The sequence below is a fragment of the uncultured Nocardioides sp. genome (genome assembly GCF_902805925.1).
Taxonomy (GTDB): domain Bacteria; phylum Actinomycetota; class Actinomycetes; order Propionibacteriales; family Nocardioidaceae; genus Nocardioides.
This window is the reverse complement of the sequence record NZ_CADCUP010000104.1, coordinates 20,559-35,593: the sequence shown is the minus strand read 5'-3', so window position 1 is coordinate 35,593 and position 15,035 is coordinate 20,559. Positions and strand designations below refer to the sequence as shown.

Sequence of the window (15,035 nt, the reverse complement as noted above, 5' to 3'; positions counted from 1 at the left end):
CCTGACGGATCTCCAGCTGGGGGATCTTGTTGTAGTCCGGGGTGCGGGTGCTGATGCACTGGCCGGTCTGCTGGATGTAGTTCGAGCCCAGCGCCTCCTTGAGGGCGTTGGCGTTCGTCGCACCCAGCGAGTTGGCCACGGTGGTGGCCGAGTCAGCGTTGCCCGACAGCAGGATCTGGTCGGTCTTCTCCTGGTCCTGGTCGAACTTGATCACGAACTCGTCGGCGTACTGGTGACGAGACGGGTCGGTGGCCGGGTCCCACTGGTCGTTCTTGACCAGCGTCAACGACTCGTTGACGCGGAAGTCCTGGATCTTGTACGGGCCGGTGGCCAGCGGCTTGCGACCGTACGCCGGGAACTCGGAGTTCTCGAGCGGGATCGGGCCGATCGCCATGAACGTCGACCAGAGGTTGAACTCGGGGAACGGCTGGCTCATGCGGATCGTGAGCTCCTGGCCGTCGGCCTGGACTGCGTCGCAGTCGCCGCTCTTGGTCGGGCCCGCGTAGTCCTCGGGGCAGTCGACCCAGCCGACGGTGTAGGCCTGGCCGGGACCGGATGTGAAGGTGTCGGTGTCGAACGAGCGCAGGATGCCGTTCTTGACCTCCTCAGCGGTGACCGGGTCGCCCGTCTCCCACCTGGCGTCGTCCTTGATCGTGAACGTCCACTCGGTGAAGTCCTCGTTGGGCGTGCCCAGGTCGGTCGCGAGGTCGGGGACGACCTCGGTGCCACCCTCGGCGGTGCGGCGGTACTGCGTGAGCGACCGGTTGACGAGGTCCTGCTGGATCGAGTTGCCCAGCACGGACCAGCCGTTGGTCGGGTCGAGGTCCTCCGGACCGGGGTCACTGGGGATCAGCACCGTGATGGTGCCTCCCGTCGTGGCGCCCTCGACCTCGGGCGCGGGGCCCTCCGCCTCGACGAGCTCGAAGCTCGACGCCGAGTCGATGAACTTGTCCTCCGACGTGGAACCGGATCCTCCTCCGCTACCACCGTCTCCACCACAGGCCGCGAGCGTGACCATGGCGAAGCCGGTGACAACGGCAAGCGACTTGGTGCGCTTCATGTTGTCCAGCCTTTCTTTCCTTCGTGCCGCGAGACGGGCGTCCACGACAACATCGATGGGACCTGCGCGAGGCAGGTCGTCCCGGTCAGCGCCGGGTCTTGGGGTCGACGGCGTCGCGGATGGCGTCGCCGAGGAGGTTGAGCGCGACCACGAGGATCACGATGCCGAGCAGGGGCTGCCACAGGTACAGCGGGTACTTCTCGAAGTACGGGCTCGCCTGGAGGATCGTCTGGCCCCACGACGCGCCCTGGGTGACGCCGATGCCGAGGTAGGCCAGGCCCGCCTCGGCGGCGATGAAGGCAGGGAGCATGAGCGAGACCGCGACCACGATGGGGGCCACCAGGTTGGGGAGCAGCTCCTTGAACAGGATGCGCCGGGTCGGCATGCCGATCACCCGGGAGGCCTGGATGAACTCGCGCTCGCGCAGCGACATCGTCTCGCCGCGCACCAGGCGCGCCACGGCCATCCAGCCGAAGAAGACCAGGACCGCCACCAGGCCGAACTTCTGGATCGTCGGGTAGGAGGGGTCGGAGGAGAAGCGCGAGGTGATGATCGGGGCGATGATCAGCGCCATGAGCAGGAAGGGCAGCGTGAGGAACAGGTCGATCACGAAGGAGATGACCCGGTCGACCATGCCGCCGGCGAAGCCCGCGACCAGGCCCATGAGCACGCCGATGATCGTGGCGAACAGCGTCGCCGAGGAGGCGATGATGAGCGAGGTGCGGCAGCCGTAGAGCCAGTAGGCCAGGTTGTCGTTGGCCGTCTTCGGCGCCACGCCGAAGGGGTGCTCGGGGTCGAAGCCGTAGTTGGGCGGACCGTTGAGCGGCATGCCGTCACCGAGGAAGTCCAGCTGCTCCGCCGGCCGGCCGACCCGCAGGTCGACGTTGAACAGGTTGGCGAGCGTGCCGGCGAAGATGGCGACCAGCACGAAGATGGTGACGATGGCCAGGCACACCATCGCGACGCGGTCCTTGCGGATCCGCTCGGCCGCGATGCGCAGCGGCGACCGGCCCGCCTGCAGGTCCCTGGGGGCCGTGGCGTCCTCGACGACTGAGTCCTCCGTGTGCGTGGCCACCACGTCGCCGGGGATCGACATATCCACCTCAATCGGACGGTCACTGCCGCCGTCAGTCCGTGCCGGGCCGCGCCCGGTGACGCCGTCGGCGCCGGAACGGGACTCTATGTGACGCGCAGCGCACGAACGGTCACCTGGACGTAACGATCTGGTCTCGACGTGTTACCTCGCAGGTCAGGCGGCTCACCGGATGCCCTCCGACTCGTCAGGCATCCGCCGGGACGTCCGTCACCGCGGGCGCGTCGACACCGGCCTCCTTGCGCTGCTGGGCCGTGATCGGCGCCGGCGCGGCGGTCAGCGGGTCGTAGCCGCCCCCCGACTTCGGGAACGCGATGACCTCCCGGATGGAGTCCGCACCCGCCAGGAGCGCGACGATCCGGTCCCAGCCGAAGGCGATGCCGCCGTGCGGGGGGGCGCCGTACTTGAAGGCGTCGAGCAGGAAGCCGAACTTCTCCTGCGCCTCCTCCTCGCCGATGCCCATCACGGAGAACACGCGCCGCTGGACGTCGTCGCGGTGGATACGGATCGAGCCGCCACCGATCTCGTTGCCGTTGCAGACGATGTCGTAGGCCCAGGCCAGGGCGCTGCCGGGGTCGGCCTCGAAGGTCTCGGTGTCCTGCGGCGAGGTGAAGGCGTGGTGGACGGCGGTCCAGGCGCCGCTGCCCACCGCGACGTCGCCCGCGGCGGTGGCCTCGCCCGCCGGCTCGAACAGCGGTGCGTCGACGACCCAGAGGAAGCTCCACGCGCTCTCGTCGATCAGGCCGCCGCGGCGGCCGATCTCGAGGCGGGCGGCGCCCAGGAGCGCCCGGCTGCTCTTGACCGGGCCGGCGGCGAAGAAGACGCAGTCACCGGGCTCGGCACCCACGTGCGCGGCCAGCCCGGCCCTCTCCTCGTCGGTGAGGTTCTTGGCCACCGGACCGCCGAGGGTCCCGTCGTCCTGCACGAGGACGTAGGCCAGGCCGCGGGCGCCCCGCTGCTTGGCCCACTCCTGCCAGGCGTCGAGCTGCTTGCGGGGCTGGCCCGCTCCCCCGGGCATGACCACCGCGCCGACGTAGTCGGCCTGGAAGACCCGGAAGGGCGTGTCCTTGAAGTAGTCGGTGCACTCGACGAGCTCCTGGCCCATCCGCAGGTCGGGCTTGTCGGAGCCGAAGCGGGCCATCGCCTCGGCGTACGTCAGGCGCGGCAGCGGGGTGGGCACGTCGTGGCCGATGAGGCCCCACAGCGCCGTGAGGACCTCCTCGGCGATGGAGATGACGTCGTCCTGCTCGACGAAGCTCATCTCGATGTCGAGCTGGGTGAACTCCGGCTGACGGTCGGCGCGGAAGTCCTCGTCGCGGTAGCAGCGGGCGATCTGGAAGTAGCGCTCCATGCCGGCGACCATCAGCAGCTGCTTGAACAGCTGCGGGCTCTGCGGGAGGGCGTACCAGCTGCCGGGCCGGAGGCGGGCCGGGACGAGGAAGTCCCGGGCGCCCTCGGGGGTGCTGCGGGTGAGCGTCGGCGTCTCGATCTCGACGAAGTCGTGGCGGTCGAGCACGTCGCGGGCGGCCCGGTTGACCCTGCTGCGCAGGCGCAGGGCGTGGTTGGGACCGCTGCGGCGCAGGTCGAGGTAGCGGTGGCGCAGCCGCGCCTCCTCCCCCACGTCCCCGCTCTTGAACGCCGATGCGTCGTCGATGGGGAAGGGCAGCGGCGCGGAGGCGCTGAGCACCTCGACGTCGGTGGCGACGACCTCGATCTCGCCGGAGGGGAGGTTGGGGTTGGCGTTGCCCTCGGGGCGCGCGCCGACCTCCCCGGTCACCTTCAGGCAGTACTCGTTGCGCAGGCTGGAGGCCACCGCCTCGTCGCGCACGACGACCTGCACGATGCCGCTGGCCTCGCGCAGGTCGAGGAAGGCGACGCCGCCGTGGTCGCGCCGTCGGGCGACCCAGCCGGCGAGGGTGACGGTCTGGCCGACGTGCTCGGCGCGCAGGGCTCCGGCGTCGTGGGTGCGGATCACAGCGATGGCTCCTTGGAAATGACCTGCGGGCGCAGGTCCTCGATGGGCGGGGTCCAGGTGGCGGCGTCTGCGGCGACCTGCTCCCCCGTGCGGATGTCCTTGACCTCGTGGGCGCCGTCGGCCGCTGGGAACCACACGAACGGGATGCCGCGCCGCTCGGCGGTGCGGATCTGCTTGCCGAACCGCTGCGGCGACGCCGCCACCTCGCAGGCGATGCCGCGGGCGCGCAGCTGCTGGGCGACGGCGAGGCTCCCCCGCCGCGAGTCCTCGTCGGCGAGCGCCACGAGCACCGCGCTGGGCACCGGCCGGCTGGCGTCGAGGACGCCCTCCGCGAGCAGTGGCACGAGCGTGCGCGAGACGCCGAAGGAGACGCCGACGCCGGGGTACGTCGTCCGGCCGTCGCTGGCTAGCGCGTCGTACCGGCCGCCGCCGCCGACGGACTTGAGCCGCTCGTAGCCGTCCAGGAAGATCTCCAGCACGGTGCCGGTGTAGTAGTCGAGCCCGCGGGCGATGCGCAGGTTGGCCTCCACGCGCACGTGCTCGTTCACCGCCTCGGCACACCCATCCAGGACGGCCGCCAGCTCGGCGAGCCCCTCCTCGAGCAGGTCGTCGGCCACGCCGAGGGCACGCACGCGCTCCACGAAGGAGGTGTCGGGGACGCGGATGGTGGCGAGCTCCAGGCAGCGGTGGGCCTGTGCCTCGGTGGCGCCGGCCCGCTCCACGAGCAGCCGGGCGACCTCGTCGGCGGGCAGCTTGTCGAGCTTGTCGATGGTCTTGATCGCCGCGGTCACGTCGGGGATGCCCAGGCCGCGGTAGAACCCCTGGATCAGCTTGCGGTTGTTGACCTGGAAGGACAGCCCGGGCAGCGGCAGCGCGTCGAGTGCCTCCACCATGACGCGCACGACCTCGACGTCGTGGTGGAAGCCGAGCTCGTCGCGGCCGACGATGTCGATGTCGGCCTGGGTGAACTGGCGGTAGCGGCCCTCCTGCGGCCGCTCGCCGCGCCAGGCCGGCTGGACCTGGAAGCGTCGGAACGGGAACTCCAGCCTGCCGCCGTGCTCGAGCACGTAGCGGGCGAACGGCACGGTGAGGTCGAAGTGCAGCCCCAGCCCGGAGTCGCTGGCGGTGTCGTCGGCCTGCAGCCGCCGCAGCACGTAGATCTCCTTGTCGATCTCGCCGCCCTTGGCGAGCCGGTCGAGCGGCTCCACGACGCGGGTCTCGATGTTGGCGAAGCCGTGCAGCTCGAAGGTGCGCGACAGCGACGCGATCACCTCGCGCTCGACGTGCCGCTGGGCGGGCAGCAGCTCGGGGAAGCCGCTCAGCGGGGCGATCCTGCTCATCGGGGGGCCCTCGACAGCTCCTGCAGGAACGGGTTGGTCGCGCGCTCGCGGCCGATCGACGTCTGCTCGCCGTGCCCGGGCAGCACCACGACGTCGTCGGCGAGCGGCAGCACCTTGTCGGTGAGGCTGCGCAGCATGGCCTGGTGGTCGCCACCGGGCATGTCGGTGCGGCCGATCGAGCCGGCGAAGAGGAGGTCCCCTGCGAACATGACCTCCGAGACGTCCGGCGCGTCGTACGGCGCACGGAAGGTCACCGAGCCCTCGGTGTGGCCGGGGGTGTGGTCGACGACGAGGCGCAGGCCGGCCAGCTCGAGGGTCTGGGCGTCGGCCAGCTCGCGGACGTCGTCGGGCTCGGCCCACCGGTGCTCCGCGCCCAGCAGCATCCGCGCCGTCTCGGGCGAGACGCCTGCCATCGGGTCGGTGAGCAGGTGCCGGTCGCCGGGGTGGATCCAGGCGGTGGCGTCGTACGTGCCGGCCACCGGGGCCACGCACCACATGTGGTCGACGTGGCCGTGGGTGAGGAGCACGGCCACCGGCTTGAGGCCGTGCTCGCGGACGACGTCGGCAACCCCGGGCGCTGCGTCCTTGCCCGGGTCGACCACCACGCACTCGGCGCCGGCGGCCGTCGCGACGACGTAGCAGTTGGTCCCCCAGGGGCCGGCGGGGAAGCCTGCGAGAAACACGGTGGGAGGTCCTAGCGCTGGGGTGGACGGACAGGAATGGAGGTGCCGTCGATCGGTGGGCCAGCCTACCGAGGCCCGGACATTGACTAGCATGGGCGCCCATGAGCGCGCAGCAGCAGTCCGAGTGGGGCCGGGTGGCCGAGGACGGCACCGTATTCGTGAGGACCTCCGACGGGGAGAGGGCCGTCGGCCAGTACACCGAGGGCACCCCGGAGGAGGCGCTCACCTTCTTCACCGAGCGGTACGCCGCGCTCGAGTTCGAGGTCGGCCTGCTCACCAAGCGCATCTCCTCGGGCGTGCTGAGCCCCGAGGAGGCCTCCACATCGGTGAGGACGGTGCGCGAGCAGGTCGCCGGCGCGCACGCCGTCGGCGACCTCGACGCGCTGCTGGCCCGGCTCGACGCCATGGGCCCGGTCATCGCCACGCAGCGCGAGGCGCGCCGGGCGGAGAAGGCGCAGCGGACCGCGGAGTCGCGTGCCGAGAAGGAGAAGCTGGTCGCCGAGGCCGAGAAGCTGGCCGAGGGCAGCGACTGGCGCAACGGTGCCAACCGGCTGCGCGAGCTGCTTGACCACTGGAAGGCGCTCCCCCGCCTCGACAAGGGCACCGACGACGCCCTGTGGCGCCGGTTCTCGACCGCCCGCACCTCCTACACCCGGCGGCGCAAGGCGCACTTCGCCGAGCAGCACGAGAAGCGCGACGGCGCCCGGGTCGTCAAGGAGCGCCTGGCGGCCGAGGCCGAGAAGCTGGCCGGCTCCACCGACTGGGGGCCGACCGCCGGTGCGTTCCGCGACCTGATGCGCGACTGGAAGGCCGCCGGACCCGCGCCCCGCGACGTCGACGAGAGGCTCTGGAAGCGGTTCCGCGGTGCCCAGGACGCGTTCTTCGGCGCCCGCGACGCGGCCAACGCCGAGCTCGACCGCGAGTTCGCCTCCAACGCCGAGGTCAAGGAGGCCATCCTCGTCGAGGCAGAGGCCCTGCTGCCCGCGCTGCAGGGCGGCGACCTCGACGCCGTCAAGCGGTCCTTCCGCGACCTCTCCGACCGCTGGGACGCCGCCGGCAAGGTCCCCCGCGACCGGATGAAGGACCTCGAGGGCCGGATGCGCAAGGTCGAGCAGGCCATCCGTGGCATCGAGGACGACCAGTGGAAGCGCACCGACCCCGAGAAGTCGGCCCGGGCGAACGAGATGGTCGCCAAGCTCGAGGCCGCCATCGCCGACACCGAGGCCGAGCTGGAGGCGGCCCGCGCCGCCGGCAACGAGAAGAAGGCCGCGTCCCTGGAGGAGAACATCGAGTCCCGCCGGGCGTTCCTGGACATGGCCAGGCGCGCCTCCTCGGAGTTCGGCGGCTGAGGCGCCGTCGGTCGCGGGCCGACGTCGGATGCACTCCCTGCGGAGCAGCGCACGCGACTCCCGCTGAGGGGCTACTGGGTGACGCGGTAGGCGTCGAAGACGCCGGGAACCCCGCGGACGGCGCGGAGCACGTTGTCGAGGTGCTTGGCATCGGCCATCTCGAAGGTGAAGCGGCTCTTGGCCACCCGGTCGCGGGTCGTCGAGAGCGTGGCGCTGAGGATGTTCACGTGGGTGTCGGAGAGCGCCATGGTGATGTCGGAGAGCAGCCGGGACCGGTCGAGGGCCTCCACCTGGATGTTGACCAGGAACGTCGACTGCGCGGTGGGCGCCCACTCGACCGGCAGGAGCCGCTCGGGCTGCTGCTCCAGCGACGAGGCGTTGGTGCAGTCGCGGCGGTGCACCGAGACGCCGCCGCCCTTGGTGACGAATCCCAGGATCGGGTCGGGCGGCACCGGCGTGCAGCACTTGGCGAGCTTGACCCACACGTCGTCGACGCCCTTGACGATGACCCCGCTGTTGCTGCTGCCGGTCGCCGCCTTCGCGCGGCTGCGCGGACCGGTGATCGTCACGCCCTCGGCGAGGTCCTCCGCGGCCCCGTCGTCGCCACCGTGCAGGTCGATCACGCGGCGTACGACGGCCTGCGCGGAGAGGTTGCCCTCGCCGACCGCGGCGTAGACGGCCGACACGTCGGCGAGCTTGAAGTGGACCGCGGCGAGCATCAGCGACTCGTGGGAGAGCAGGCGCTTGAGCGGCAGGCCCTCCTTGCGCATCAGCCGCGCGATCTGCTCCTTGCCCCGGTCGATGGCCTCCTCGCGGCGCTCCTTGGTGAACCACTGCCGGATCTTGGAGCGAGCCCGGGGGGACTTGACGAAGCCCAGCCAGTCGAGCGAGGGGGCGGCCGTGGCCGCCTTGCTGGTGAACACCTCGACGACGTCGCTGTTGTCGAGGGTCGACTCCAGCGGCACCAGCCGGCCGTTGACCCGGGCGCCGATGGTGTGGTGGCCGACCTCGGTGTGCACGGCGTAGGCGAAGTCGACCGGGGTGGCGCCCACGGGAAGCGCGATCACGTCGCCGCGCGGGGTGAAGACGTAGACCTCGGCCCGGTTGATCTCGAACCGCAGGGACTCCAGGAACTCCCCCGGGTCCTCGACCTCGCTCTGCCAGTCCATCAGCTGGCGCAGCCAGCCCATGTCGTCCATGTCGCCGGCGCGGTCGGTGTCGACGCCGTTGCGGCCGTCCTCCTTGTACTTCCAGTGCGCCGCGACGCCGTACTCGGCACGGCGGTGCATGCCGAAGGTGCGGATCTGCAGCTCGACCGGCTTGCCCTCTGGCCCGATGACGGTGGTGTGCAGCGACTGGTACATGTTGAACTTCGGCATCGCGACGTAGTCCTTGAACCGCCCGAGCACGGGGTTCCAGCGCGAGTGGAGCACGCCGAGGACGGAGTAGCAGTCGCGGTCCTCGTCGACCAGCACGCGGATCCCGACGAGGTCGTAGATGTCGGAGAAGTCGCGGCCCCCCACGATCATCTTCTGGTAGATCGAGTAGTAGTGCTTCGGCCGACCGGTGACCTTCGCCTTGATCCTGGCTTCCTTGAGGTCCTCCTCGACCTTGGCGATCACCTCGGCCAGGAACTGGTCGCGCGAGGGCGCACGGTCGGCCACCAGGCGCACGATCTCGTCGTAGATCTTGGGGTGCAGCGTCGCGAACGCGAGGTCCTCGAGCTCCCACTTCAGGGTGTTCATGCCGAGCCGGTGGGCCAGCGGGGCGTAGATGTCCAGGGTCTCGCGGGCGGTGCGCTCCTGGGAGGCCTGCGGGACGTAGCGCAGGGTCCGCATGTTGTGCAGGCGGTCGGCGAGCTTGATGACGAGCACGCGGATGTCGCGCGACATCGCCACGATCATCTTGCGGATGGTCTCGGCCTGCGCCGTCTCGCCGTACTTGACCTTGTCGAGCTTGGTGACGCCGTCGACGAGATGGGCGACCTCGTCGCCGAAGTCGGCCCGCAGCTCGTCGAGGGTGTACGGCGTGTCCTCGACCGTGTCGTGGAGCAGCGCCGCGACCAGCGTCGGCTCGGTCATGCCGATGTCGGCGAGGATGGTGGTGACCGCCAGCGGGTGGGTGATGTAGGGATCACCGCTCTTGCGCACCTGGCTGGCGTGCATCTTCTCGGCGACGAGGTAGGCCCGCTCGAGCAGGACCAGGTCGGCCTTCGGGTGGTTGGCGCGCACGGCCCGGAACAGCGGCTCGAGGACCGTGTTGGCCGGCTGGCTGCGCGTGCCGATGCGCGCGAGCCGGGCCCGCATGCCGCGTCCGGAGTGGGCGAACGAGGTGGCCGCCACCGGCGGCTCGACGGGCGGCTCGACGGGCGGCTCCGCCGCTGCAGGCGCACTCCCCCGCCGCTGCGGGGTGGTGACGTCCTCGGCCATGGGTGCGAGTCTAGTGACGTGTGCCAGTGGGGCCCGGGTCAGACCGTCATCAGCACGGTGAGCGGCAGGTCGCCGAGGGCCTCGCGGCCGGGCAGGAAGCCCAGCTCCATCAGCATCGCCACGCCGACCACCTCGCCACCGCACGCCTCGACCAGCTCACGGGTGGCCGCGACCGTGCCGCCGGTGGCCAGCACGTCGTCGACGAGCAGGACGCGCTCACCGGGCGCGATGGCGTCGCGGTGCATCTCGAGCGTCGCCGAGCCGTACTCGAGGTCGTAGGAGACGGCGTGCGCCTCCCGTGGGAGCTTGCCGGGCTTGCGCACCGGGACGAAGCCGGTGCCGAGCAGGAGCGCGACGGGCGCCCCCAGGATGAAGCCGCGGGCCTCCATGCCGACGACCTTGTCGACGCAGGTGACGCCGTCGGCGTCACGGCCTGCGTCGGCGAGGGCCTCCACGACCGCCGTGAAGGCGTCGTGGTCGGCCAGCAGCGGGGTGATGTCCTTGAACAGCACGCCCGGCTCCGGGAAGTCGGGTACGTCGCGGACCAGCCGTGCCACCGCCTCGCGGGCGTCGGTCACGGTCTGCCACGCTTGGACCGCGGCTTGCGGCTCGGCTGGTTGCGCCCGCCCGAGGCGGCGCTCGGGCCGACCGGCCCGCGGGCCTCCGGTGCGATCCGGCCCCGGCCGGCCGCCTCGGGACGCCGGGGCGGCGCCGTGCGCATCGCGGTGGAGCCTGCCGGCACGGCCCTCTCGTCCTCGTCGGCCAGCTCGTCGGCCAGCTCGTCGGGGTCGCCGTCGACCACGGGGCGGTCAGAGGCGTGGGTCGTGGGCACCGCGGCGTACTTGTCGGCGGCCGCACGGGCCCGGGCCCTCGCCCGCTTCTCGGCCAGCACGACCTCGGTCTCGTTGGCCTTGAGGTGCACGAGCACCCGCGGTGCGAGGAAGATCGAGGAGTAGACGCCGACGGCCATGCCGACGAACTGCGAGAGCGCGAGGTCCTGCAGCGAGCTCGAGCCGAGCTGCACCGCGCTGACGTAGAGGATGGCACCGATGGGGATGAGCGCCACGATGCCGGTGTTGATCGAGCGCACCAGGGTCTGGTTGACCGCGAGGTTGGCCGCCTCGGCGTAGGTCTGGCGCGTCTTGGACATCTCCAGGGTGTTCTCCTTCACCTTGTCGAACACCACGACGGTGTCGTAGAGGGAGAAGCCGAGGATCGCGAGCAGACCGGTGACCGCGGACGGCGTCACCTGGAAGCCCGAGAGCGCGTAGACGCCGACGGTGATGGCGATGTCGTGGAACAGCGCCACGAAGGCCGCCACCGACATCTTCCACTCGCGGAAGTAGACGCCGATGAAGATCATCACCAGCACGAGGAAGACGGTGACACCCAGGGCCGCCCGCTGGGCGACCTCCTGGCCCCAGCTCGCGCTGATCTCGTCCTGGGAGATGTCGCCGACGCCGTCGATGGAGCCCTCGATCGCGGTGGTGACCTGGTCGCTCTCCTCCTGGGTGAGCTCCTCCACCTGCACCAGGATCGCCTCGCCGGCGGTGGTGACGATCGGGGACTCGGCCTCGGCCACGCCGGCGCCGGCCACGGCCTCGCGGACCGTGTCGGCGCTCGTCTGGGTCACCTGGGCGGCCGGCAGCGACACCTTGTACTGCGTGCCGCCGGTGAACTCGATGCCGAAGTTGAGCCCGCGCAGCAGCACGACCGCGATGGCGCCGGCGACCAGCAGGCCGGAGACGGCGTACCAGAGGGTCTTCTTGTGGACGAAGTCGTAGGACTTCCGACCGCCGTAGAGGTCGTTTCCGAGACGCGAGAACTTGCCCATCAGGCCTTACCTCCCACGGCGACCGGACGCGCAACCGGACCGACGGGGTCCATGCCGAGGGTCTCGGTGCTGAGTCCGGACAACCGGTGTCCTGAGTTGAAGAACGAGAACCTGGCCAGCCACGACACCATCGGCTTGGTGAACCAGAACAGGATCGCCAGGTCGACGATGGTCGAGAGGCCGAGCGCGAAGCCGAACCCCTTCACCACGCCGGTGGCGAAGATGTAGAGGACGGCCGCGGAGAGCAGCGAGACGACCTGGGCGGCCAGCCGGGTGACCTTGGCGCGCTTCCAGCCCGTCTCGACCGCGACCCGCATCGACTTCCCCTCGCGCATCTCGTCCCGGATGCGCTCGAAGAAGATGATGAAGGAGTCGGCGGTGATGCCGACCGCGATGATGAGGCCGGCGATGCCGGGCAGGGTCAGGGTGAAGCCGGCGGTCTTGCTGAGCAGCAGCACCAGCGCGTACGTCGTGGCCGCGGCCGCCAGCAGCGACGCGACGACCACCACGCCCAGCCCGCGGTAGTAGAACAGGCAGTAGATCAGCACCAGCCCGAGGCCGAAGGCACCGGCGGTGAGGCCCGCGGTGAGCTGGTCGCCGGCGAGCGAGGGGCCGATCGTCTCGGTGGACGGGTCCTCGAAGGCGATCGGGAGCGCACCGAACTTCAGGCTGGTGGAGAGGCTGTCCGCGGTCTCCTGACTGAAGTCGCCGCTGATCTCCGGGCGGCCGTCGGTGATGAGGCCGTTCATCGTGGGCGCCGAGATGACGTTGCCGTCGAGCACGATGCCGAACTGCTTCTCGGTGTTGACCAGGGCCTGGCTGATCTGCGTGAAGGCCTCGGTGCCGGCGCCGTCGAACTGGAGCTGCACGCGGTACTGGGCGTTCTGCTGGTCGGGGACGGCGGTGGTGGCGTCCTCCAGGGCGGTGCCCTCGATCATCGCGGCCGACAGGAGGTACTTGAAGCCGTCGGAGTCACACGTGATCAGCGGCTTCTCCGGGTCGTCGTCGACGACCGGGATCTGGCCGGCGGGCGGGCAGCTGAACTCGTTGAACTTGGTCGTCCACTGCTGCCCGGGGTTGTCCATCCACGTCAGCGGGTCGTCGACGGCGGCACCGCCGGCACCGGCGTCCTCGGGCACCTGGGGGGCGTCGCCGGAGGGCGCGGGCTGGCTCGGCGGCTCGCTCGAGCCGTCGGCGGGCGCCTGGGTGGGTGCCGGGGTCGGCGCCGGGGACTCGCCGCCGGCCCAGGCGTACGGCGCGCGGTTCCTCGGCGTGGCGGTGGGCGAGCCGCCGGGCTCGCCCGTGCCGCCCGGCTCCGCGGACGGCGAGGGCGTCTGCGGGGCCAGCACGCCGCCGCCCGGGGTGTCGGGGGTCGTGGGGTCGGTCGGCTGGGCACCGGTCGTGCCAGGAGCCGCGAGCGCCACCACCCGGAAGCGCAGCTGCGCCTGTCGCTCCACGGTGTCGACCAGGTCGCGCCGGTTCTCGCCGGGGATCTCCACGACGATGATGCCGTTGCCCTCGCGCACCACCTCCGCCTCGCTGACGCCCGAGCCGTTGACGCGCTGGTCGATGATCTTGCGGGCCTCCTCGAGGTTCTCCGCGGTCGGGTCGCCCTTGGAGATCAAGGTGATGCGGGTGCCGCCCTGGAGGTCCAGGCCGAGCTCCGGCTTCCACGCGCCGCCGAGGGCCACGAGCCCGAAGAGGATCGCGAGCCCGGTGAAGTAGGCGATGAGCACCCGTCCGGGACGGTAGCGCCTGGTCCGGCCGGCCATCTCAGGCTCCCGTTCCGTCGACGGTGCCCGGGGTCGGGTCGGTGGGGTCGTTCCGGGCCGGCTCGCGGTCGACCGAGGCGACGGCGCCCCGGGCGACCTCGAGGACCACGCCGTCGGCGACCTGCACGTGCACCCGGTCCTCGGCGATGGCGCCGATGACGCCGTAGATGCCCGAGCTGAGCATCACCTTGTCGCCCACGCCGAGCCCGGCCTGGAGCCGGGCGATCTCCTTCTGGCGGCGCGACGCAGGGCGCATGACCAACAGCCAGAAGATCAGGGCGATGGCCACGAAGGGCAACAGGCGGGCGAGCTCGGGCACAGCAGTTCCTCGCGTTCCAGACATGTGGTTGGCGGTGGCCCCAAGACGCGGGAGACCCGCACTGGCCGACCAACGCAGGAGTGTACGCCGCCGCCGGTGCGACGGCGGACCTACTCCGAGAACAGCGTGGCGTCGCCGACGCCGGCGCCCCGCGGGACCGCCAGCCCGAGGTGCTGCCACGCGGCCGGCGTCGCGACGCGTCCCCGCGGGGTGCGCGCCAGGAACCCGCACCGCACGAGGAACGGCTCGGCGACCTCCTCGACCGTCTCGCGCTCCTCGCCCACGGCCACGGCCAGGGTCGAGACGCCGACGGGGCCACCGCCGAAGCGTCGGCACAGCACGTCGAGGACGGCGAGGTCGAGCCGGTCGAGGCCCGACTCGTCGACCTCGTAGAGCTCCAGGGCGGCACGCGCCACCTCGAGGCTGACCACGCCGTCGGCCCGCACCTGCGCGTAGTCGCGGACGCGGCGGAGCAGGCGGTTGGCGATGCGCGGGGTGCCGCGCGAGCGCGAGGCGATCTCCGCGGTGCCGTCGGGACGAGCGTCGACGCCCAGCAGGCCGGCCGAGCGCTGGACGATGGTGTCGAGCTCGGACGGCTCGTAGAACTCCAGGTGGGCGGTGAAGCCGAACCGGTCGCGCAGCGGCCCGGGCAGCAGTCCGGCACGCGTGGTGGCCCCCACGAGCGTGAAGGAGGGGATCTCCAGCGGGATCGCCGTGGCGCCGGGGCCCTTGCCGATGACGACGTCGACCCGGAAGTCCTCCATCGCCATGTAGAGCATCTCCTCCGCCGGCCGCGACATCCGGTGGATCTCGTCGACGAAGAGGACGTCGCCCTCGTTGAGGCCGGAGAGGATCGCCGCGAGGTCTCCGGCATGCGTGATCGCCGGGCCGCTCGTCAGCCGCAGCGGGGTGGACATCTCGGCGGCGATGATCATGGCGAGCGTCGTCTTGCCCAGGCCCGGCGGACCGGAGAGCAGCACGTGGTCGGGCGGGCGGGCCCGCTGGCGCGCGGCCTCGAGCACCAGGCCGAGCTGGTCGCGCACGCGCGTCTGCCCCACGACCTCGTCGAGGCTGCGGGGACGCAGCGCCGCCTCCACGACCCGCTCGTCGGCGTCCGCGTCGGCCATGGTGAGCGAACGGAGGTGCTCCTCCTCCGCGGCGCCGAGCTGGTCGTCGTACAC

Annotated in this window: 12 protein-coding genes; 1 reads left to right on the top strand and 11 read right to left on the bottom strand. The window is 71.4% G+C overall.

Features of this window, described 5'->3' with window-relative positions:
• The 5 genes from QZX64_RS07300 to QZX64_RS07280 all read right to left on the bottom strand — a co-directional run.
• Positions 1–1,060: ABC transporter substrate-binding protein (locus tag QZX64_RS07300; protein ID WP_295658004.1), on the bottom strand; the 1,060-nt coding region annotated here is incomplete at its 3' end.
• Positions 1,061–1,145: 85 nt separating this feature from the next.
• Positions 1,146–2,156, bottom strand: a complete 1,011-nt coding sequence (locus QZX64_RS07295) for an ABC transporter permease (protein WP_295658002.1) — start codon at positions 2,154–2,156, stop codon at positions 1,146–1,148.
• Positions 2,157–2,340: 184 nt separating this feature from the next.
• A complete protein-coding gene (gene aspS, locus QZX64_RS07290) occupies positions 2,341–4,128 on the bottom strand; it encodes an aspartate--tRNA ligase (protein ID WP_295657999.1) in 1,788 nt (595 codons plus the stop codon).
• Positions 4,125–5,468, bottom strand: coding sequence for a histidine--tRNA ligase (gene hisS, locus QZX64_RS07285; RefSeq protein WP_295657997.1), 1,344 nt, complete (start codon positions 5,466–5,468; stop codon positions 4,125–4,127). The genes aspS and hisS overlap by 4 nt, the downstream gene beginning before the upstream one ends.
• Entirely contained in the window at positions 5,465–6,151 is a 687-nt protein-coding gene (locus QZX64_RS07280; RefSeq protein ID WP_295657995.1) for an MBL fold metallo-hydrolase, read from the bottom strand. Before QZX64_RS07280 ends, hisS begins: the two co-directional genes overlap by 4 nt.
• Before the next feature lie 101 nt (positions 6,152–6,252).
• On the opposite strand from QZX64_RS07280, the gene QZX64_RS07275 reads away from it, so the two are divergent.
• A complete protein-coding gene (locus QZX64_RS07275) occupies positions 6,253–7,500 on the top strand; it encodes a DUF349 domain-containing protein (RefSeq protein WP_295657993.1) in 1,248 nt (415 codons plus the stop codon).
• 71 nt (positions 7,501–7,571) lie between these two features.
• Here the strand turns inward: QZX64_RS07275 and QZX64_RS07270 are convergent, their stop codons facing one another.
• From QZX64_RS07270 to ruvB, 6 genes are all read right to left on the bottom strand, one after another.
• A complete protein-coding gene (locus tag QZX64_RS07270; protein ID WP_295658005.1) occupies positions 7,572–9,806 on the bottom strand; it encodes a bifunctional (p)ppGpp synthetase/guanosine-3',5'-bis(diphosphate) 3'-pyrophosphohydrolase in 2,235 nt (744 codons plus the stop codon).
• Positions 9,807–9,967: 161 nt separating this feature from the next.
• Positions 9,968–10,507, bottom strand: a complete 540-nt coding sequence (locus QZX64_RS07265) for an adenine phosphoribosyltransferase (protein WP_295657992.1) — start codon at positions 10,505–10,507, stop codon at positions 9,968–9,970.
• Entirely contained in the window at positions 10,504–11,763 is a 1,260-nt protein-coding gene (gene secF, locus QZX64_RS07260) for a protein translocase subunit SecF (RefSeq protein WP_295657990.1), read from the bottom strand. Before secF ends, QZX64_RS07265 begins: the two co-directional genes overlap by 4 nt.
• A complete protein-coding gene (secD, locus tag QZX64_RS07255; protein ID WP_295657989.1) occupies positions 11,763–13,535 on the bottom strand; it encodes a protein translocase subunit SecD in 1,773 nt (590 codons plus the stop codon). The genes secF and secD overlap by 1 nt, the downstream gene beginning before the upstream one ends.
• Position 13,536: 1 nt before the next feature.
• Entirely contained in the window at positions 13,537–13,854 is a 318-nt protein-coding gene (gene yajC, locus QZX64_RS07250) for a preprotein translocase subunit YajC (RefSeq protein WP_295657987.1), read from the bottom strand.
• Positions 13,855–13,964: 110 nt separating this feature from the next.
• The gene (gene ruvB, locus QZX64_RS07245) at positions 13,965–15,035 is read right to left on the bottom strand and encodes a Holliday junction branch migration DNA helicase RuvB (RefSeq protein WP_295657985.1); all 1,071 of its coding nucleotides are present in this window, start codon (positions 15,033–15,035) and stop codon (positions 13,965–13,967) included.